Raw genomic sequence first — 20,050 nt, 5'->3', positions numbered from 1 at the left:
AGCGGTACGGCAGCTCAGCGGTCTTTCAAAATATCGCGGTGGGTCACTTTTGACTTATAGCCCTTTTCGCCAAAGTGTCGGCAAATGGTCTCGGCTATGGCTACCGAGCGGTGCTTGCCGCCGGTGCAGCCAATGCCAATAACCAGCTGGCTCTTGCCCTCCTGCTGGTACAGCGGCACCGTAAAGTCCAATAGATCCAGCAGCTTGTTCATAAAGTCGCGGGTGACCTGTCGCTCAAACACATAATCGTATACCGGTTGATCCAGCCCCGTCTGGTGCTTGAGCTCGTCGATATAAAACGGGTTAGGCAAAAAGCGCACATCAAACACCAGGTCGGCCTCTACCGGCACGCCGTATTTAAATCCAAACGACAGCGTACTCAGCTGAAAAAACTCACTGGATGACTCGGCAAATATATCGATGATGCGCTGCTTGAGCTGAGAGATGGATAAAAGCGAGGTGTCGATGACATAGTTGGCCCGCTCTTTGATGGGCGAGAGCATCAGCTGCTCGGCCTGCACCGCCTTTTCCAGCGATCCCTGGGCCACATCCAGAAGTGGATGGCGGCGCCGGGTCTCTTTGTACCGGCGTACCAGCACATTGGCAGCACAGTCCAAAAACAGTATCTTCACATCGATGCCGGTGCTCCTGATCTGGTCCAGCTGTCCCACCAGTTCATAGAAAAAATCCCCCGAGCGGGCATCTGCCACCACGGCGACTTTGCTCACCTTGCCCTCGGTCTGGATGCAGACCTCAAAAAAGCGGGCGATCAGGGCCGGCGGGATGTTGTCTATACAGTAATAGCCCATATCCTCCATTACGTTTACAGCCTGCGACTTCCCCGCCCCTGAAAGGCCGGTGATAACGATCAGTTCCACGGTGTCTATGCCCCCCTTATCTCTTCTATATCCCGGCAGCCGGTGCCCGGCCACACATCTCATCTCGGCTCTCACGCTCTAGTGGAGGATCTTTACCTCGCGCTCCAGCTTGATGCCGGTCTTCTCTTTTACGATGGCCTGCACGCGGCGGATGAGCTCCAGCACATCTGCACAGGTGGCGCCCCCGGCATTTACCACAAAGCCACAGTGCTTCTCGCTCACCTGGGCGCCGCCGACCTTGAACCCGCGCAGGCCGCACTCGTCGATCAGCGCCGAGGCATAACCGCCTACCGGCCGCTTAAAGGTGCTGCCGGCGCTGGGCATATCCAGCGGCTGCTTGTCATAACGCCGTCCCAGCAGGTCGTCCATCTTGGCCCGTATCACCGCTGTTTCGCCTGGCTGCAGCTGGTACTCCACGCTGGTGATCACGCATTTTTTACCGGTGAAGTAGCTGTGCCGGTACGAAAAATCACAGGTCTGTCGGTCGATACATCCGGGTCTCCCGTCCTCCACATACCACACCCGGCTAATGACATCTTTCATCTCGCCGCCATAAGCACCGGCATTCATATAGGCCGCGCCCCCGGCGCTGCCGGGTATGCCCCAGGCAAATTCCAATCCGGTCAGACCACCTGCATAGGCGGTGTAGCAAACTCTGGAAAGCGAGGCCCCAGCCGAGGCCACCAGCGCATTGCCCCGCACAGTGACCTGCGCATAGCGGTTGGTACAACACAGGATCACCCCGCGGTACCCCTCGTCGGGCACGAGTATATTCGAGCCGTTGCCCAGCACAAAAAAGGGCAGATCACTGCGCTGCAGCCAGCTGGCCAGCTGCTCCATAGCCGCATCGGTCCGCGGCACAACATACCAGTCGGCTGCGCCCCCTAAGCAAAATGTGGTGTGTCGGCTCAGCGGCTCATCCTGCAAAAGCACACAGTCCTGGCCGCTGGCAAAATCGATAAAGTTTTGATAGTTCAAGTGGTTTCCTCCCGATCGCGTCATATCCTGCCCGCCTCAGCGCGGGGTCACTGTAACTGTATTTAGTAGACCACCGGGATATGCCGGTTCGACAGAGCGCGCTTAAACCGCTCCAGATCGGTGTTGATGATGAGTTCCGGCGGAAAATCCACTTCCCGCAGAAGATCCAGGGCGATCTGTACGTCCCCCACGTTAAACGGCGAGTGAGAGTCGGAATTTACCACGACCTCCACTCCATGCTTTGCGCACAGTTTTGCCACATAGCGCATATTTTCCTTGGCGCCGGCACGGAAAGTGAAAGAACTGGCGTTAAACTCGATATATTTGCCGCTATCTTTAAATTTGGGCACCACATAGTCGTAGTCAAACTTAAAATTGTTGGGGCCGGGGTGACCAAACACATCGATGTACGGGTTTTTGAGCATTCCCAAAATCGCCTCGGTGTGCTGTTCGACGGTACCGGGCTTTATGGCCTCGGGGTGAAAAGAGGCCACCACCCAGTCCATCTTTTTGAGCAGGTCTTCCGGCAGATCGATGTGCCCCTCGTAATCGATGATGTTGGTCTCAGCCCCAGTGAGCACCCGCACTCCCTCGATGTAGTTGGGAATGAGGTGCAGGTTAAAAAAGTGCCACACATGGGCCGCGTCGTCCATGGCCGGGGCGTGGTCGGTCATGGCGATGCACGACAGCCCGTGTTTGGCCGCATAGGTGGCCATCTCGATGATGGTCCCATAGGCGTGACTGGAGGCGATCGTATGGGTGTGCGTATCTGCGACGATGTTCATATTTTACATTCCTCCGGGAGCGTTATCTTTCTGTATTTTGTGTGGATAGCAGGCTGTATCGGCATACTAAAAGAAGTCGATATCCTGTTCTTCGGCCTTCTTCACGTCATCGAGCATACCCAAATTGGTGAGCAGCTGCCTTGCGGCGTTGTAACCCATGCGTTTCTGGCGGTTGTTCATGGCCGCCACCTCGATGATAATGGCTAGGTTGCGCCCGGGCTTTACCGGAATATCCAGCGACGGGATATTGATGCCCAGTATTTCGGTGTGGGTGTTTTCCAGACCGATGCGGTCATAGTTTTTTCCCTGCTCCCAGGGCTCTAGGTGAATGATCATATCCACCTTCTCGCTCATTTTGACCGAGCCGATACCAAATATGCGGCGCACGTTGACGATACCGATGCCTCGCAGCTCCACAAAGTGGCGGATGTTGTCCGGCGACTGGCCCACCAGCGTGGTGGCCGAGGTGCGCCGCAGCTCCACCGCGTCGTCAGCTATCAGTCGATGGCCGCGTTTTACCAGCTCTATTGCCGTCTCGCTCTTGCCTACGCCGCTCTCGCCTAGCAGAAGGATTCCCTCGCCGTACACCTCAACCAGCACCCCGTGCCGGGTGATGCGGGGCGCCAGCTCCACGTTCAGGTAAGAGATCAGCCCCGACATAAAAGCCGAAGTGGCCTCGCGGGTGCGCAGCAGCGGCACCTGGTACTCTTTGGCCGCCTCGATGGCCGCCGGAAAGATCTCCAGCCCGCGGGTAAATACCACCGCTGCCGGCTTGGCCTTAAAAAAGCGAAAGAGACTCTTCTCGCGAAATTCCTCGGTGCAGTCCTGCAGGTACGAGTACTCCAGATTGCCGATGAACTGGATGCGCCCCGCGTCAAAAAAGTCGTGGTGACCGGCCAAGTACAGGCCGGGGCGATTGATATCAGGGGTGGTGATGAGCAGCTCCTCGGGGTTTTGGGGCATATTCACCGCCTCTAAATTGAATTTTTGTATCAAGGTAGAGAGCTTTACACTAAAAGTCGCCATTTTATGGCCTCCTTATCCGTTATGACAACGGGCATTTGTCCCTTCTATAAAAAGCATCGCGCAAAAAAATGCAGATATATACAAATCTATTATATAGTAGTTGTCCCCCGCTTTCAACAGATAGTTTGCCGCCGCCAAACAGATTTTGTCACTTCCGTAAGAAAGATTTTACCAGATCGTAAGAATTGCCGATTTGTCTTGCATTTGTCAGTATGGTATAATGTGTAAAGTCAAAATGATAGCTAAAGCCTGTTTGCCCCTACAGTGTGGCCAACAGGCCTGTACCGAGGTCATGTAAAGGGTTTTGCGGCACCTGCCCCCGGGCGGGAAAAGCCTGACCACAAGCAGTTGGCGACCGACAGCGCCGACCGTTTCACTTTTAGCACACTGCCGGAGAATGGATCGTTTAAGTTATGAGGATAGCGCTGTTTGTAGAGACGTACCTGCCCTATATCAACGGTGTCGTCACCCACGTGCACGCACTGAAGACCGGGCTGGAAATGCTGGGCCATAAGGTGCTGGTGGTCACCGCCGACCCGGCCGTACACCACCACAAAATGGAAGATGGCGTGCTGTACTGCCCCTGCAAAAAGATCAAAAAGCTGTACGGCTACGGCCTGGCCAGCCCCATGAGCCGCCGTCGCGAGAAGTTGTTGAGCGAGTTTCATCCCGACATCATCCATGTCCACCAGGAATTTGGCATTGGCCTGTTTGGCTTTCAGTACGCCAAGCGCCACAAGATCCCCATGGTCTACACCATGCACACCATGTACGACGACTCCCTGTATTACGTGGTGCCCAAAAAGCTGATCCCGGCGGCCAAAAAGATCGCCGGCAAATACCCCCGCATGTTCGCCCGCCGCGCCGTGCAGGTTACCGGTCCCTCTAAAAAGGTGTCCGAATACCTGCACAGCCACGGGGTCACCAAGTCCATCAATGTGGTGCCCAATCCGGTAGAGCTCGATATGTTCAGTGTCAAAAAGGCAGATTTAGATCAGGTGGCGTCCATTCGGCAGCGCTATCACTACGCCGAGGATGACTTTGTGGTATGCTTTGTGGGCCGTATCGGTCGTGAAAAAGGGCTCGATAATCTGTTCGAGATGTGGGCTGAGAGTCTCGCCGATCAAAAACACCTCAAGCTGATGATCGTCGGCGACGGCCCCGACCGCCCCCGTCTCATCGAGCTCAGCCGCCAGCTAGGTATTGGCGACCAGGTCAACATGATCGGCAAAGTCGAGCACGAGGATCTGCTCAACTATCTGGTGGCCTGCGACCTGTATGTCACTGCCTCTACCTCCGACACCAACTCCATCTCCATGTTGGAGGCCATGGCTGTGGGCCTGCCGGTGGTGCATATCCGCGATGATCTCAACCGCGGCCAGGTGGTCGAGGGGGTCAACGGCTTTATCTTCAGCGATGCCAAGAGCCTGCGCAAAAAAGTGATGGGTTACTGGCAGATGCCCGAAAAAGAGAAAAAAGCATTTAAAAAGTCGGTGGTGGCCTCGGTGCAGGATTCCGGTGCCAAGACCCTGGGCGAAAACCTCGAGCGGGTGTACCTCAACGCGCTGCAGGGCAAATGATCATAAAATATCTTTAGAGCGGGCCGATCAGCTGTATTGGCCCGCTCTTTTACAGCCAATTTCGACGCGGCTGCACCCATTACCGTCTGTCATCAGCGCACAATCTTGCCTTTTGCCCGTAATTCATGTACATCACACAGCAAAAGGCTAAAATTGTGTCATTTTTTTGAGAATTTACTTGATTTGTTCACATCTGCTGCTTATAATGATAAATCGTGTGTGAAAACTTGGCGCTATCAGCGGGCAGTGATCTGGGTGCGACTCCCGTATCTTCTGCCCGCTTTTTACGGGAAAAGCGCCACCGTCTCTTGTACAGGAGGAAACGCTCATGAACAAAACGTACGATGTCGCCATTATCGGCGGCGGTCCCGGCGGGCTGATGGCCGCCTACCGCATCGCCCAAAACGACCCCTCTCTCTCGGTGGTGCTCTTTGAAAAAGGCCATGCGCTGAGCGACCGGGTCTGCCCCCTGGTCAGCAAAAAGGTCGACAAGTGCATCAAGTGTCGCTCCTGTGCCATCATGGAGGGGATGGCTGGCGCCGGTGCCTTCTCCGATGGCAAATACGTCATCTCCACCGAGTACGGCGGCTGGCTGACCGATTTTCTCGCCCCCGAAACAGTCATCGATTACATCGAGCAAGCCGATGCGATCCTGGTCTCCTTCGGCGCCACGACCGAGCGCTTCATGCCCAATAACGAGCTCAAAAAGCTGTGTATCCAAAACGATCTGCACATGTCGCAGGCCCAACTCAAGCACCTGGGGACCGACGCCAACTTCGAGACCATGTTGCACCTCATCGACAGCCTGCAGGGCAAAGTCGATATCCGCACCGATACCTGTGTCACCGACGTCGACCGGCACACCCATCAGATCAACTTTACCAGCGGTGGACAGGCCGATACCGTCTCTGCCGACAAGATCCTGTTCGCCGTCGGTCGGGTAGGCAGTGGCTTTTTCTCTGACTGGTGTCAAAAAAATGATATTCCTCTCGAGAATAACCAGGTAGATGTGGGCGTGCGGGTCGAACTGCCCTCCATGATCTGGGAGGACTTCTCCCGCAAGATCTACGAGCCCAAGATCTGGTACCGCTCCAAAAAATACGGCGATGTCACCCGTATGTTCTGCTTTAACGAGCGGGGCCATGTGGTCACCGAAAATACCGCCGGCATCCTCACCGTCAACGGGCACTCCTACCGCGATGAGGCCCGCAAAACTCAGAACTCCAACTTCGCCCTGCTCTCTACCACCCGTTTCACCCAGCCCTTTAACGCCCCCATTGAGTACGCCCGCCACGTGGCCAAGCTGGCCAACATGGTATCTGGCGGCAGCGTGCTGGTACAGCGGCTGGGCGACCTGGAGGCCGGCCGCCGCACCGATGAGAAGCGGCTTCGCGACTCCACCACCAAGCCCACTCTAAACGCCGTGGCCGGCGACCTCAGCCTGTGCATGCCCAAACGCCAACTCGACAATATCATCGAGACGCTGCACGCCCTCGATAAGATCGCCCCCGGTACTGCCAACCACGATACGCTGCTCTACGGCATCGAGTGCAAGTACTACTCGGCCCGCCCGGCCGCCGACGATTTTGAACTGACCGGATGCCCCGGCATCTATGCTCTCGGTGATGGAGCTGGCTTTACCCGCTCTCTGTCGCAGGCCTCGGCCAACGGTCTCTACATTGCCGATAAGATCTCGGCCAAAAAATAATTTTTGCTTATCCCATAAATATAAAACGCCGCTGTACGACACAGAGCTGTCCGCAGCGGCGCTTTTTTGGTCTTAACGACAACTATCCATTTTTAGGTGCAGCCATTCCAACTGGGCCGATAAGCTCTCCCCATCACTGCCCGGCAAGCTCCAACGCGGATATATCCTCCCCGCTCACTCTTTTTGCACCTTTACCTCAAACGATATGGCCTGTTCATCTCTGCCCTCTAGCGGCGGCCAGCCCCGGCGGCGGCACTGCTGTAAGTAGTCGGCAACCGCCCCTTCCAGTGGTTTGGCCTCTATCTCCTGGGCCGTATCGGTCCACACCGTCACTGCCGGGGTCCCGGCAGTCAGATCGGTAGTGGGCAGCGACGACACCACCAGCCCCCACCGGCTCTTGTAGTCGTGCAGGCGCCGGTTGAGCAGCAGATACCCCAAATAGGTGTCCTCCTCCAGCAGTGTCACATCGTCACCCTGTACTCGCAGCGCCTGAGGTGTAGACAGTCCCAGTGGGCTGCTATTCAGTACCGGCAGTACGCAGACCTCCCCGGCGCAGTCGATGAGGTCACAAAAACCCAATCGGCTGCTCTGTTGTTGGGTGATCTGGGTCAGTGCCTGGTCAAAATCGCCGGTGTAAGCGTACAGCTTGGCCCCCGGTCGCAGGTCCATCTCCTCAATACAAAAGCGGCGTAGGACCTCACGTCCCCGCTGCCGCAGCAGTTGTTCCTGTACAAAGATCTGGTCGATACCGTCAAAGAACACCTCTTTGTAGCGCAGATTCTCTACCAGCTCATGCACGTCGCTCCCCGCAACGGTCAAGAAGGTGTTTTCCTCTGGTTGGATGATTTCCAGCTGCGCTTGCAGTCCGCCATCTGATACCTGCGACAGCGCCAGCGACTTGACGATCTTGCGCTCGCCGATCTCGGTGCTGCTCACACAGCTGGTCAGCGCCAGCGCGGTAAGTGCGGCGAGTACCACTGCCGCGAGCTTACCTTTTTTTCTGCCCATCATCAGCGCTCCCCCCTTCGCCTCTTAACAGTCGCCAGCAGGTAACAGACCGGCAGCAGCACCAGTAGTAAGCTGGGATAGCCGCTTTTAAACAGCAGCGCGATCAAGTCGTAGATGCGCTGGCTGCTGCAGCCGATGATCGCCGCTGCAGTTACCACTGCCAAAAAGACGATCGCCGTCTTTTTATATGCCCGCTGCGGCACCGCCGTCTGCAGTACAGAGGCCATTGCTGTCAGCAGCAACACGACCCGCACAAACGATACCATCACCCACACCACCAAGTAAAACGAGTCCAGCCGCTGCAGTACCGACAGGTCCGAAAATACCGCCAGCGCATAAAACGGGTAGTTGCGGGTGGCTGCATAGGGCCCCAGCGCCAGGTGGACCAGCAGCGACAGGCCCACCGCTGTCCCGGTAGATAAAAAGAAGTATTTCTTAAAAACGCGGCTGCTCTTTTTCTCCTGGTGCTGCATCAACAGCAGTGCAACGAGCAGGTCTATATTTCCCCGCAGCGCCCCCCAAAAAGCAGTGGCGGTATCGCCCAGATTAACCGAAGAATAGCTGTACAGTGACGGCGGGTCGATGTTGGGCAGCGTGCCCAGCAGCACGATAGCCAGCGATACCGCCGTCAGCGCAAAGATCAGCGTGCCGGTACGTGCCAGACTCTCTATCCCCACAAGTAGCCCAAACAGCGCCACCCCCAAAAAAGGCAGCAAAAATACCAGGTAGTTGGTCTGGGTATAGATCTGCCGGTGGATGAACGAGGTGAACCCGCACACTGAATGTACAGCTGCCAAACCCAAAAACACTGCCGCCAGCCAGCTGAATACAATGCCCACCACACGGTTTTGCTCCAACAAAAACTCGCCGAGGTTATGCCCCAGCCGTCCGCGGATGGCAAAGTACAACATCCCAATACCCAGTGCAGCCAGATTTCCCAAAACCAGCCCCACGATCGAGGAACCAAACCCGACTTTGGCGCCTTTGGGGGTATAATAAGTCAGGTAAGAAAATAAATTCGATAAAAACAGCAGCAGCACCAGCTGATTTTGGCTGATGTACTGTTTACCTTGTCGCACAGCTGCTCACCTCCCCTGCTCGCGTCCATCTTTGGGCGCTGTGCGGATAGACGAGCCGGGCATATTTTGTACTTTCGAACGGCTGTTTTGCAGTTGCCGCCACCCAATGCGAAAAAATACATCCCGAAATACCGAGTGCCCAAACGGCGAGATGGGGCTGGTGTAGGGGATACCGAAGGTATTGATGGAACACAGATTTAACAGCAGCACCACCAGCCCCAGCGAGATGCCGTAAATGCCCAGCAATCCGCCCAGTAAAATAAAGGCGAATTTTAAAATGATGACCGGCTCGTACAAGTTGGGCACCACAAAAGAGCTCACCGCTGTCAGCGCCACGATCAGCACCATCGGCGTACCTACCAGCCCGGTCGATACCGCTGCATCGCCGATGACGATAGCCCCCACGATGCTCACCGCGTGGCCTATAGCCTTAGGCAGCCGCAGCCCAGCTTCCCGCATGATCTCAAATACCACATGGATGATGAGCGCCTCCACCATCAGCGGGAACGGCGTGTTTTTCTGTGCCTCGATAATGTTTTGCAAAAGCTCCCGATGGATCAGTTCCGGGTGATGGGTCACCACCGCCACATAGCTGCCCGGCAGCAAAAAACTGATGAGAAAGGCAAAGAATTTTAAACAGCGGATAAACGAGGCATAGTAGGGCCGCTGGGTGTAGTCGTCCATCGACTGAAAATTTTCCGAAAACAGGTATGGCGCCACCAGCGCAAACGGGGTGCCGTCAACAATGATGCCCACCCGGCCCTCCATGATCTTGCCGCACAGCGTATCCGGCCGCTCAGTGCTGCCCACCCCCGAAAACAGCGACACCGAGTGCCGGTCTAAAAATGGGGTGATATAGCCGCTGTCCAGGATCGCCTCCAGCTTTACCGAGGCCAGGCGCCGCCGCAGCTTTTTCAGTACCGCCGGGCTGGCCTTGTCGGTCAGGTAAACCAAAAACACATCGGTCTTTGATTTGGTGCCCAGAGAGAGGTACTCAAATTTTAAGGTGGGGCTCTTCATGCGGCGGCGCACTAGCGTCAAGTTGATGCGCGCCGCCTCCACAAAACCCTCGCGAGAGCCGCGCATGTTCTGCTCCCCCGACGGCTCCGACACCGAGCGAAAGTTAAACCCCTGCACCCCCATGGCAATACCTTTGTCACAGCCATCGATGAGCAATACAGCAAAGCCAGACATCATAAACTGCATCACCTCGTCGGTGGTCAGTACGATCTTCTGGTCGGCGGCCAGATAATCGGCCGTCGTCAGCTCCACATATAGCTGTTGGGCACTGGGGTATACCTGATCCCGGTACTCCCGCAACGGCTCTATGATCAGCTCGGCCAGCGTACTGATGCTCACCATCCCCTCACAGATGAGCAGCTCACAGCGAAAACCGCCCAACTGCAGCGGCTTATTGATAAAATCAGAAGAGTTCTGCATAGCAGCGCGCATCGATACGATGTTTTTCGTTATGTCTGTCGACAGTCGATCCATCCTATATCACCTCGCCTGGTAGTGTAGACGAAAAGCACGCGGCTCATACAGAGGCAGCCGCGCCCGCCCACCGCCAAATATCAGGTGCATAATCTATTCGGCGGCAGCCGATACTAGCTGCAGGTGATGTTATGTTAGTATTGATCATACGCACGACCATACTTTATCTGGTGATCGTGGTAGCTCTGCGGCTGATGGGCAAACGGCAGATCAGTGAGCTGCAGCCGTCCGAACTGGTGACGACACTGCTCATTTCCAATATCGTGTCTCTGCCCATCGAGAACACCGATATCCCGCTCCTGGCCGGCATCCTGCCTATCCTGCTCATTATCTGTTTCGAAGTGTTCCTCTCCTTTTTCTCCCTCAAGAGCCGCGGCTTTCGCAAATTGGTGACCGGGTCGCCAGTGGTGGTCATCCGTGAGGGAAAGATCGTCCAGCAAGAGCTCAAAACACTGCGCATGACAGTAGAAGACCTGATGGAAGAGCTGCGCCTCAAAGACATCTTTAAACTGGAAGACGTCTATTACGCCATTGTCGAGACCAACGGGCAAATGAGCGTACTGCCCCGCTACTGTGTCACCCCCGTCAACAACAAAGACATGCAGCTTCAGGGCAGCGACGACTCCCCGGACATCGTGCTGGTGAGCGATGGAAAAATGCTCTACCACAACATGCAGGAGATCGGGGTCTCCTCCGACTTTATCCTCGAAAAAGCCGGTGCCAGCAACTGCCGGGTCGAAGACATTTTTCTCTTGACCTGCGACGACCACCGCAATATCAAACTGGTCAAAAAAGAGCAGGTACAGTAAGGAGGTGCACCAATGAAGCGCATACTGATCTCGCTGCTCATCTTCTTGGGTTGTGTGGCCATCGCAGTTACCTCCACCACAATTCTCACCCAAAAGTACGAAAAGCTCAGCGAGGAGCTCGATGACGTGGTGCTGCTGGCCCAGTCCGAGGACGAATCGCTGTACCGGCAAAACGAAAAACTCCTCAAGACCTGGGAGGAGTGCAAGCCCACCATCAGCCTGTTCATCAACCGCAAATACGCCGAGGAGCTGGCTACCTCCATCTACAAAATGCAAGGCTATCTCGAAAAGGGAGACTATGCCCTCTATCTGGGCGAGACGTACTCCCTTAAATCCAGTCTCGATCACATCTTAAAAGGCGACAACATGTCTCTCGAGATATTTACCTGATCGCCAACTAAAAAAGAGAGCGAAACTACCGGCTGGCTCACCGGTAGTTTCGCTCTCTTTTGCTCTTTTTTGATCCGTAAAACTACTTCTGGCTCTTCTCCCGCAGTGCCTGCAGCTCGGCCATAAAGGTATCGATATCGCGAAACTGCCGATAGACCGAGGCAAAGCGCACATAGGCCACTTCATCGATGTCCTTGAGTTTTTGCATCACACATTCGCCGATCTCGGTAGAGGTCACTTCCCTCTTCATCGAATTTAAAAAGCTGTTCTCGATCTCAGCCACCAGATTTTCCAGCTGGACCAGCGCAATGGGCCGCTTTTCACAGGCATGGACCAGCCCGTCGAGCAGCTTGGCGCGGCTGAAAAGCTCTCGCGACTTGTCCTTTTTGATCACCATCAGCGGCAGACTCTCCACCACCTCGTAGGTAGTAAAACGGTTGTGGCAGCTTAGGCACTCCCGGCGTCGGCGTATCTTCTCGCCGTCGTCGGTGGGGCGCGAGTCGATCACCTTGCTCTCGGGGTGGGCGCAATACGGGCATTTCATGGCGGGTAAGCATCCTTTCCGGGCAGCCGGCAGGCCAGTTGTCCAGTTTTTAATAAGAAAATCATATGCAACTATTATAACACGCGGCGTGTCCCCACGTAAACAATAAAAGAGAAGTGCTGTACGTAGACGGCACTTCTCTTTTATATAGCTATTTCTTTTTGGCTTTGGGAGCCAGCTTTTCCGCTGCTTTTTTCTTGGCTTTGTGCTCCTGCCAGGTTACCCACAGCGGGCCGCTGATGCACACGCTCGAGTACAGGCCCGAGATCATACCGATGATCATGGGGAAAGCAAAGGTAAAGATCGAGTCCACACCGTAGATCAGCGCGATGATGCACACAATGACCATTGCGGTCACTGTAGTGATGGTGGTGTTTACTGTACGGGTCATGGTCTGGTTGATGCTCAGGTTCACCCGCTCGGCAACAGACATCGATCTGTGTATGCGACTGTTCTCGCGGATGCGGTCATAGATCACGATAGTCGCATTGATGGAGTAGCCCAAAATAGTCAGCACCACGGCGATAAAGCTGTCGTTGAGCGGTATGCGGCACAGCACGAACACCGCAAAGATCACGAACACATCGTGCATCAGCGCCACGACCGACATAACACCAGCCGACCAGCCGCCGATCTTGCGAAAGCGGAAAGCGATGTAGAGGATCATCAAAATAGCGCCCACCGCCACCGCGGCGATACACTTGATAAAGAACTCACTGCCCATTGAGGCGCTCACCGAGTTGATGGACTCCTGCTGGATGTTGTTGTCGGGAAACTTCTCCTGCAGTGTCTGCAGCGCCGCCTCTACCTTGTCGGCCTTCACATTCTTTTTAGCCCCCAAGGTGGCGATGATGTTGTCTTTCTTGGTGACGGTATTTTCCGACAGCTGGGTCTTCAGCTGTGCGTCCAGCGCCGCCGAGAGCTCTTTGGCAAAGGCGCTCTCGTCCAGCTCGCCGTCAAACGAATAGGTGATGATAGAGCCACCGGTAAACTGGATGTCCATCTTCACTCCAAAGATTAGGGCAAAGACCACCGTAAAGACGACGATGAGGGATGAGATGGCAAAGAATATCTTCTTCTTTCCCACGATATCGAGATTACGCTTCATCTTTTTTACCTCCAAACAGCCATTTTTTATCAAAACACCTAAACTTGGAGAGCGAGCGGACCATCAGCCGCGAGGCGGTCACGCCCATGATGAAGTTCATAACCACACCCACCAGCAGCGTGTAGCCAAACGAGTAGATGGCGCCGGTGATAGCTGAGGGGAAGAACTGGAAGATGGGGTTTAGCAATTTGGCAAACAGGCTCGATGGCGGGCCAAAGGCACCCATCAAGATCACCGCCACGATGACCATGGTGATGTTGCTGTCAAAAATAGCCGAAAAACTGTTTTTAAAACCTGACGTGACAGCCGCCCCCACCGATTTGCCTGCGCGTATCTCCTCTTTGATGCGCTCGGAGGTGACGATGTTGGTGTCTACGCCCATGCCCACCGCCAAAATGATACCGGCAATGCCCGGCAGAGTCAGCGTAAAGCTGGGGAACGGTCCAAAATAGCCCGATACGGCGGCAAAGGCGCCCGCCACCTGCCCCACCAGAGCGATGCAGGCCACCACGCCCGGCAGCCGATATACAGCGATCATAAAGATGCACACCGCCACAAAGGCGATACCGCAGGCCAGTAGCATCGCGTCTTTGGCGCCCATGCCCAGGGTCGGGTTGATGGAGTTATAGTTGTCGGCAGTAAGAGCAAAAGGCAGCGCGCCGGCATTGATCTTGTCGGCTAAGTCCTTGGCGGTCTCGGCTGTAAAGTTGCCCGAGATGGTGGCCACCCCGTTGGGGATCTCCTCGTTTACCGCCGGCGCGCTGATGCGGGTGTTATCGAGCCAGATCGAGATCTGCCCCACACCGGCCAGTTTTTTCGTGGCAGCGGCAAACTTCTCCTTGCCGCTGTCATTGAGCTCCAGCTGTACCACGATCTCCTGATTGTTGGGGTTCTGGCCGGCCTTGGCGCTCTTCACGTCCGAGCCGGTGAGGATGATATTCTCCGCCGTCACCCCGGTGGGATTGCCGCTCGAATCGCGGTTGTCCCCCTCACGGAAAGTGAGCTCGGCCGTCTCGCCCAACTCCTTGATGGCCGCCTCGGGGTTAAAATCGGTCTCGTCGTCTTTCCAGGGAAAACGCACGATGATGCGCTGATTCTGGTAGTCGGTGTAGACCTCGTTGTCGGTGATGTTCTGGGCGATGAGCCGCTGCTGGATGATCGATTCCGCCGCGGCCAGCTCGTCTTTGGTCGCCTTGGTGCCCTCGGGCGGGGTAAAGGTCACGTCCACACCGCCGCGGATATCAATACCCCAGCGGATGGTGTCCACACCCTTGAGTATCGGGGTCTTGACGTCGCCGTACTGGCTGGTGATGCCAAACAGTGCAGTGTAGGCCAAGAACGCGATGAGAGCCGCAACGACGAAGAACGTAGCTTTTCCTCTCTTTTTCACTTGGGTTTCCTCCCATGCCAAATTTGGTAATATACCTGTCACGACCGCCTACCGAAAAGCGGCAGACGGTCGTGCAAATTACCGTATACACAACGTTTATTATATTGAAAACCGGATAAAAAGTCAATAAGCGCCCCCGTGCAGGCCAATCACTGCCGGCCGTCGGCCATATACAGCAGCGCATTGCAGATGCAGGCGGCAATATTGCTGCCCCCCTTACGCCCCCGGGCTGCGATACAGCACAGCCCGCTCTCGATCAGCCACTCTTTCGATTCGATCACGTTGACAAAGCCCACCGGTACACCAATAATACCGGCCGGCTGCACGCGCCCCCGGCCAGCCAGCTCCACCAAATGTAAAAGCGCTGTGGGCGCATTGCCGATGGCAAACAGCAGCGGCCCCGAAAGCGCCGCAGCGCGCTCCATCGAAACCACCGCCCGCGTAACCTGCCGCTGACGGGCCTCAGCGGCCACATCAGAGTCAGACATAAAACAGTGTACCTGCCCGCCAAAACGGGCCAGTACCGTCTTATTGATGCCCGCTCTGGCCATCTGGGTATCGGTGACGATGTGCGCCCCGGCGCGCAGAGCCGCGAGCATCCGCTCTACCGCCCCATCAGAAAAATATAGATTATCAGCGTAGTCGAAGTCGGCCGAGGTGTGGATGCAGCGCTTGATGATCGGCGCCTGCCGGGGATCTAGCTGCCTTGGTCCCAGCTCCTGGGTGATGATCTCAAAACTGCGGCTCTCGATATCCGCTGGCCTTATATTCTCTATCTTCAAAATAGTGCACCGGCTTTCTCTGTCTCCTGTGCGGGCGGCAGCCCCCGCTCTACGATCTCGTAAATAGCACGCATATCCAGGGCCTGCCGCAGCCCGTCGGCCAGCAGATCGTACTGCCGCTCCTTAAAGGCCTGCATATCGAAGGCCTGCACATCGCTGTCGTCGAGCCCTTTTTGCCGCAGCAGCGCCGATACCACTGTACCGGCAATACCCGGGCTGTCAAAAAAGCCGTGCAGGTAGGTGCCGTACACATTGCCTTTGTGCACCAGGGGGCAGTCGCCGCTGGTGCGGCCCATGTGGATCTCGTACCCGCTGTACGCAAGCCCCGAAAGACCGGTAAAGATGCCCCCCACGGCCGGCAGCCTGCCCTGCACCTGGGTGCGGTGCTTTTGCGGGGCAAATACCGTCTCTCCATCCAAGAGTCCCATCCCGGCCATCTCGCCGCCGTGCTCCACACCATCGGGGTCGCACAGGCCACTCCCCAACATCTGGTAGCCGCCGCACACACCCAGCACCGGTTTTCCACGGGCCGCGTGTTTGCACACCGCCGCCTCTAGCCCCGACTGCCGCAGCCACCGCAGGTCATCCATGGTATTTTTGGTTCCCGGCAAGACGATCAGATCCGGTTCTGCCAATTCCCGCACGCTGCCCACGTACCGCAGCGACACGCCATCTATATACTCCAGCGCGTTAAAGTCGGTAAAGTTCGAGATGCGCGGTAGCCGCAGCACGGCAATGTCCACCAGCGCCGGGCGCACAGCGGCGGTAAAGCGATCACTCAGGCTGTCCTCGTCGTCTAACTGCAGCGGCATATAGGGCACCACCCCGGCTACCGGCACGCCGGTCAACCGCTCTAAAGTATCCAGCCCCGGCTGCAAAATAGTCACGTCACCGCGAAATTTATTGATGATGGTGGCTTTCACCAGCGCCCTCTCGTCGGGGTCCAGCAGCATCATCGTGCCCACCAGCGCCGCAAACACACCGCCCCGGTCAATGTCCCCCACCAGAAGCACCGGCGCGCGCGCCAACTTGGCCATGCCCATGTTGACGATATCCTGCTGCTTCAGGTTGATCTCTGCCGGGCTGCCGGCCCCCTCGATGACGATGATGTCATTTTCTGCCGCCAGCGACCGGTAGGCGCGCTCTATATCCGGCACCAGCGCCGCCTTGCGGGCAAAGTACTCCCGGGCGCTCATGTTGCCCCACACCTCACCGCCCACGATCACCTGCGAGCCCTGGTCGCTGGTGGGTTTGAGTAAAATGGGATTCATGCGCACATCGGGCTCTATGCCGGCGGCCTCCGCCTGCATCACCTGCGCGCGCCCCATCTCCAGCCCGTCGGCTGTAATAAACGAGTTGAGGGCCATGTTCTGCGACTTAAACGGCGCCACCCGGTAGCCGTCCTGCCTAAAAATGCGGCACAGCCCCGCCGCCACCAGGCTCTTGCCGGCATTCGAGGTGGTCCCCTGTATCATAATTGCTCGTGCCATTTTGCCACCTCCTCTGTGGGGTCAAAAACAAATGTCGGCACCGCACCGGCCCAGTGCTTGCCGGTGCGGCAGTCGGTCCCGTGATCCGCCGTAACGATCAGCGCGCTCTGCGGCGGCAGCGCGCCGGCCAGCGGAGCCAGAAATTCCCGCTCGATGCGCTGTAAAAAGGCTGTCTTCTGCCGGCGGTCGCGGCGGGGAGCCGCCTCGTCGGCGCCGTTTTTATGTATCAGTACAAAGGGATAGGGCCTGGCCGCCTGCAGCGCACAGCGCAGCTTTTGGCTCAGGTCGGTATCCACTTCGGCAGTGCTGCCCGGCGGCACCAAACAGCTGAGTTCCAGCGCGCGCCCCAGTCCGGCCACCACCTCGGTGCGGCAAACCACTGCCCCCGGCGCAAGACCCAGTTGCGCGGCGGTGGGCAGCGGCGCATAGGCCGCCTGTCCCCAGGGCCACAGCCCATACCGGGCAACGAGCTGCCGCAAAAAGAGCTGCAGCGCCGGGTCCCCCGCTGTCGGCAGCAATAGATCCACACGCCGGTTCTGGTTTTGATGGGGGGCGAAGGTACATATGCCGCGCTCCAGGTGCCCCAATCCCGGCAGTACCAGCAGGTTTTTATAGCCACCCAGCGGTATCCAGCGCCCGGTATCCCCCAGCGGCGGCAGCGACCGGTAGCAGCTGGGCCCCAGCTTGCCCCCCGCCAGGTCGATGCCGTTACAGCGCAGCACCAGGTCCCCTCTGGCCGCCGGCTCCCCAGTGGCCAGCGCCTCCAGCCAGGCCCGGCCGGTCGGTACCTGGGCTGCTTTTACCCCCAACATAGTCAAAATACAGCACAGGCTGTCCGGCGTCATACCGGCTGGGGTGTGGCTGTGGGTCCAACGGTAATCCGCCCGCTCTAAAGTGGGCAGCAATCTGGCCTCATCCGGCATCATACCATCGATGATAAGCAGTACCGTGTTCACCGCTTCACCTCCTGGTGCAATGCAGCCAGCAGTCGCCGGCAGTCGCTTTCGCCGCGCACCGCTACCCGGTAGTCCCCCGGCTGCAGTCCTTCATAGTCGCGGCAGTCGCGGATGAGGATGCCCCGCTGCGCCAGCTTGAAAGCCAGCTGCGTATCTCCGACGCTAAACAGCAGGTAATTTGCCATCGAGGGGTATACGGTAAACCCCAGCCGCCGCAGTCCCTCGGTCAAAAGCCGCCGGTTCTTTTCTACCAGCAGCACCGTCTGCCGGCGGTGCTGCTGGCATTTGAGCGCCGCTATCCCGCTGACTGCCGCCACCGTCGAAACGCTCCAGGGCTGACCGGTGGCCCGTACCTGCTCGGCCAGCGCCGGTCTGCCACACAGCAGGTAACCCAGGCGAACGCCGGCCATAGCATACATTTTGGTAAAGGCCCGCAAAATACACAGCTGGGGCTGGTTTTGCAGTTGGGGACACAGTGAATAGCGCGTCTCCTCGGCCATAAAGTCCACAAAGCACTCATCTACCACCAGCAGCACCCCACAACGGCGGCAGCGCTGCAGCACCTGCTGTAGCAGCGCCGGGTCTGCAGGCATACCGGTGGGGTTATTGGGGTTACACAAAAAAAGCATGTCCAGTCCGGGCTCAATGGCCGCCAGTATTCCCTCATCCAGGGCAAAATCGCGCGCTCTTTTCAGCGGGTAATGCTCTGCCGAACAGCCCACCAGCGCCAGAGCCTGGGCGTACTCGGCAAAGGTAGGGGCCAGCACTAGCGCCCGTCGGGGCCGCCGCGCCAGCACCAGCCGAAAGATCAGGTCTGCAGCGCCGTTGCCGCACACGATGTTCGCGGCGTCCAGCTGGTGATAGTCCGCCAGCGCCCCACGCAGGTCCCGACACAGCGGGTCAGGGTAGGCGGCATAGTCGGGTATATGCTCCACAATGGCCCGCTGTACCTCCGGCGGCATCCCCAATGGGTTTATGTTGGCCGAAAAGTCACACAGCGGTTCTTCGGTGTCTCGGGGCGTATAGATATCGCCCCCGTGTATCAGCGGTCGCACCGCAGCCCATCCCCTCTTTTAAAAGTATAACATCGCCGCTGTCGCCAACAGCCGGCTCCCCCACAGCAGTAAAAACGCCAACGCCGAAGTGGTGTACAGCAGTCGGATCGCCGTGATGATATCCGCCGGTGTCACCGGACGCATATCGTCACCGATGGTGGGCTTAGCCACCAGCCGGCCAAAGTAATAGGCATCCCCCGCCAACTGCACCTGTAGTGCCCCGGCGGCCACCGCCTCGGTGCGGGCGCTGTTCGGGCTGGCGTGGTTTTTGCGGTCGCGGCGATAGATGCGCCGGGCGCCGGCACTGTCCAGCCGGCACAGTGCCGATGCCGCGATCATCAGCCAGGCCGATAAGATAGCCGGCAAAAAGTTGGCCAGATCATCCAACTTGGCGGCAAAGCGCCCAAACAGCAAATAGCGGTCGTTTTTATAGCCGATCATCGAGTCCAGGGTGTTGATGGCCTTGTACAAAAAACCCAGCGGCGCCCCGCCGATAGCCAGGTAAAAAAGCGGCGCCACCACCCCGTCCGAGGTGTTTTCGGCGATGGTCTCGATCACTGCGCGGGTAATGTGGGCCTCGTCCAAGCGTTCGGTATCTCGCCCCACGATCCACGACAGGTACTTTCTGGCCCCGGGCAGGTCGCCCCGCACCAGTGGCCGATACACCCGCCGGCTCTCGGTCGCCAGCGACTTGGTGGCCAGTATCTGGTAGCAAAATACCGTCTCCAGCGCCACCTGAGGCCAAAAGCCCCAGCTGCCGGCCAGCAGTAAAAGCCCCCACGGCAAAAGCAGCGAGATCGCCGTCACCCCCACCGTGAGTACCGCCCCGGCCAAGTACTCCCGGCGTGGCCACAGCCGCCGCAGCAGCTTTTCCCCGCGGGCGATCAAAAAGCCGATAAACTGCACCGGGTGGGGCAGACTGTGCGGGTCCCCCAGCAGCAGGTCCAGCAGATATCCCGCCGGCAGTGCTATGAGTATCGACATCTCTCT

Annotated in this window: 19 protein-coding genes; 4 read left to right on the top strand and 15 right to left on the bottom strand. The window is 57.4% G+C overall.

All coding sequences use genetic code 11. The annotated features are described in order from the left end of the window. Positions 1 to 14: 14 nt before the first annotated feature. The 4 genes from rapZ to hprK form a co-directional block, all read right to left on the bottom strand. Complete coding sequence (gene rapZ / locus C6Y32_RS03995) at positions 15 to 878, bottom strand: RNase adapter RapZ (RefSeq protein WP_105203911.1); 864 nt, start codon at positions 876 to 878, stop codon at positions 15 to 17. 78 nt (positions 879 to 956) lie between these two features. Continuing rightward, positions 957 to 1,856 carry a UDP-N-acetylmuramate dehydrogenase gene (gene murB / locus C6Y32_RS03990; RefSeq protein WP_243562515.1) on the bottom strand — a complete coding sequence of 300 codons (900 nt, stop codon included), beginning with the start codon at positions 1,854 to 1,856 and terminating at the stop codon, positions 957 to 959. Positions 1,857 to 1,918: 62 nt separating this feature from the next. Beyond that, positions 1,919 to 2,641 (bottom strand): phosphatase, encoded by a 723-nt coding sequence (locus tag C6Y32_RS03985; protein WP_105203903.1) that lies wholly within the window; start codon positions 2,639 to 2,641, stop codon positions 1,919 to 1,921. 66 nt (positions 2,642 to 2,707) lie between these two features. After that, entirely contained in the window at positions 2,708 to 3,667 is a 960-nt protein-coding gene (gene hprK / locus C6Y32_RS03980; RefSeq protein WP_105203901.1) for an HPr(Ser) kinase/phosphatase, read from the bottom strand. Positions 3,668 to 4,080: 413 nt separating this feature from the next. Here hprK and C6Y32_RS03975 point away from each other — a divergent pair, with 413 nt between their 5' ends. After that, complete coding sequence (locus tag C6Y32_RS03975; RefSeq protein WP_105203899.1) at positions 4,081 to 5,247, top strand: glycosyltransferase; 1,167 nt, start codon at positions 4,081 to 4,083, stop codon at positions 5,245 to 5,247. A 328-nt stretch (positions 5,248 to 5,575) separates the two neighbouring features. Beyond that, positions 5,576 to 6,955 carry an NAD(P)/FAD-dependent oxidoreductase gene (locus C6Y32_RS03970; protein ID WP_105203897.1) on the top strand — a complete coding sequence of 460 codons (1,380 nt, stop codon included), beginning with the start codon at positions 5,576 to 5,578 and terminating at the stop codon, positions 6,953 to 6,955. Between the two features lie 174 nt (positions 6,956 to 7,129). Here the strand turns inward: C6Y32_RS03970 and C6Y32_RS03965 are convergent, their stop codons facing one another. From C6Y32_RS03965 to C6Y32_RS03955, 3 genes are read right to left on the bottom strand one after another with little or no spacing between them, the layout of a single operon-like run. Further along, positions 7,130 to 7,966 (bottom strand): SET domain-containing protein, encoded by an 837-nt coding sequence (locus tag C6Y32_RS03965; RefSeq protein ID WP_105203895.1) that lies wholly within the window; start codon positions 7,964 to 7,966, stop codon positions 7,130 to 7,132. Beyond that, positions 7,966 to 9,042, bottom strand: coding sequence for a GerAB/ArcD/ProY family transporter (locus tag C6Y32_RS03960; protein WP_105203893.1), 1,077 nt, complete (start codon positions 9,040 to 9,042; stop codon positions 7,966 to 7,968). Before C6Y32_RS03960 ends, C6Y32_RS03965 begins: the two co-directional genes overlap by 1 nt. 6 nt (positions 9,043 to 9,048) lie before the next feature. After that, on the bottom strand, positions 9,049 to 10,536 hold the full coding sequence (locus C6Y32_RS03955; protein WP_207204803.1) for a spore germination protein: 1,488 nt from the start codon (positions 10,534 to 10,536) through the stop codon (positions 9,049 to 9,051). A gap of 131 nt (positions 10,537 to 10,667) precedes the next feature. Between C6Y32_RS03955 and C6Y32_RS03950 the strand changes: the two genes are divergently transcribed. Beyond that, complete coding sequence (locus tag C6Y32_RS03950) at positions 10,668 to 11,345, top strand: DUF421 domain-containing protein (protein WP_105203891.1); 678 nt, start codon at positions 10,668 to 10,670, stop codon at positions 11,343 to 11,345. 12 nt (positions 11,346 to 11,357) lie between these two features. Then, positions 11,358 to 11,735, top strand: coding sequence for a DUF4363 family protein (locus tag C6Y32_RS03945; RefSeq protein ID WP_105203889.1), 378 nt, complete (start codon positions 11,358 to 11,360; stop codon positions 11,733 to 11,735). Positions 11,736 to 11,817: 82 nt separating this feature from the next. Here C6Y32_RS03945 and nrdR read toward each other — a convergent pair whose 3' ends face one another. The 8 genes from nrdR to cbiB all read right to left on the bottom strand — a co-directional run bounded on the left by nrdR (position 11,818) and on the right by cbiB (position 20,044). Beyond that, complete coding sequence (nrdR, locus tag C6Y32_RS03940; RefSeq protein ID WP_105203887.1) at positions 11,818 to 12,279, bottom strand: transcriptional regulator NrdR; 462 nt, start codon at positions 12,277 to 12,279, stop codon at positions 11,818 to 11,820. A gap of 151 nt (positions 12,280 to 12,430) precedes the next feature. Beyond that, entirely contained in the window at positions 12,431 to 13,387 is a 957-nt protein-coding gene (gene secF / locus C6Y32_RS03935) for a protein translocase subunit SecF (protein WP_105203886.1), read from the bottom strand. Beyond that, positions 13,377 to 14,777: a preprotein translocase subunit SecD gene (locus tag C6Y32_RS03930; protein ID WP_105203884.1), complete on the bottom strand. Its 1,401-nt coding sequence runs from the start codon at positions 14,775 to 14,777 to the stop codon at positions 13,377 to 13,379. The genes secF and C6Y32_RS03930 overlap by 11 nt, the downstream gene beginning before the upstream one ends. 149 nt (positions 14,778 to 14,926) lie before the next feature. Beyond that, positions 14,927 to 15,559 (bottom strand): precorrin-8X methylmutase, encoded by a 633-nt coding sequence (locus C6Y32_RS03925; protein WP_243562513.1) that lies wholly within the window; start codon positions 15,557 to 15,559, stop codon positions 14,927 to 14,929. Then, on the bottom strand, positions 15,556 to 17,049 hold the full coding sequence (locus C6Y32_RS03920; protein ID WP_105203880.1) for a cobyric acid synthase: 1,494 nt from the start codon (positions 17,047 to 17,049) through the stop codon (positions 15,556 to 15,558). The genes C6Y32_RS03925 and C6Y32_RS03920 overlap by 4 nt, the downstream gene beginning before the upstream one ends. Further along, positions 17,031 to 18,005, bottom strand: coding sequence for an alkaline phosphatase family protein (locus tag C6Y32_RS03915; protein ID WP_105203878.1), 975 nt, complete (start codon positions 18,003 to 18,005; stop codon positions 17,031 to 17,033). Before C6Y32_RS03915 ends, C6Y32_RS03920 begins: the two co-directional genes overlap by 19 nt. After that, positions 18,002 to 19,060: a threonine-phosphate decarboxylase CobD gene (cobD, locus tag C6Y32_RS03910; RefSeq protein ID WP_105203876.1), complete on the bottom strand. Its 1,059-nt coding sequence runs from the start codon at positions 19,058 to 19,060 to the stop codon at positions 18,002 to 18,004. The genes C6Y32_RS03915 and cobD overlap by 4 nt, the downstream gene beginning before the upstream one ends. A gap of 18 nt (positions 19,061 to 19,078) precedes the next feature. Beyond that, positions 19,079 to 20,044, bottom strand: a complete 966-nt coding sequence (gene cbiB, locus C6Y32_RS03905; RefSeq protein ID WP_105203874.1) for an adenosylcobinamide-phosphate synthase CbiB — start codon at positions 20,042 to 20,044, stop codon at positions 19,079 to 19,081. Positions 20,045 to 20,050 lie beyond the last annotated feature (6 nt).

Source organism: Neobittarella massiliensis (ex Bilen et al. 2018) (genome assembly GCF_900289145.1).
GTDB lineage: Bacteria > Bacillota > Clostridia > Oscillospirales > Ruminococcaceae > Neobittarella > Neobittarella massiliensis.
Note: the sequence above shows the minus strand (reverse complement) of the source record. Positions and strands in the feature narration are given on the sequence as shown.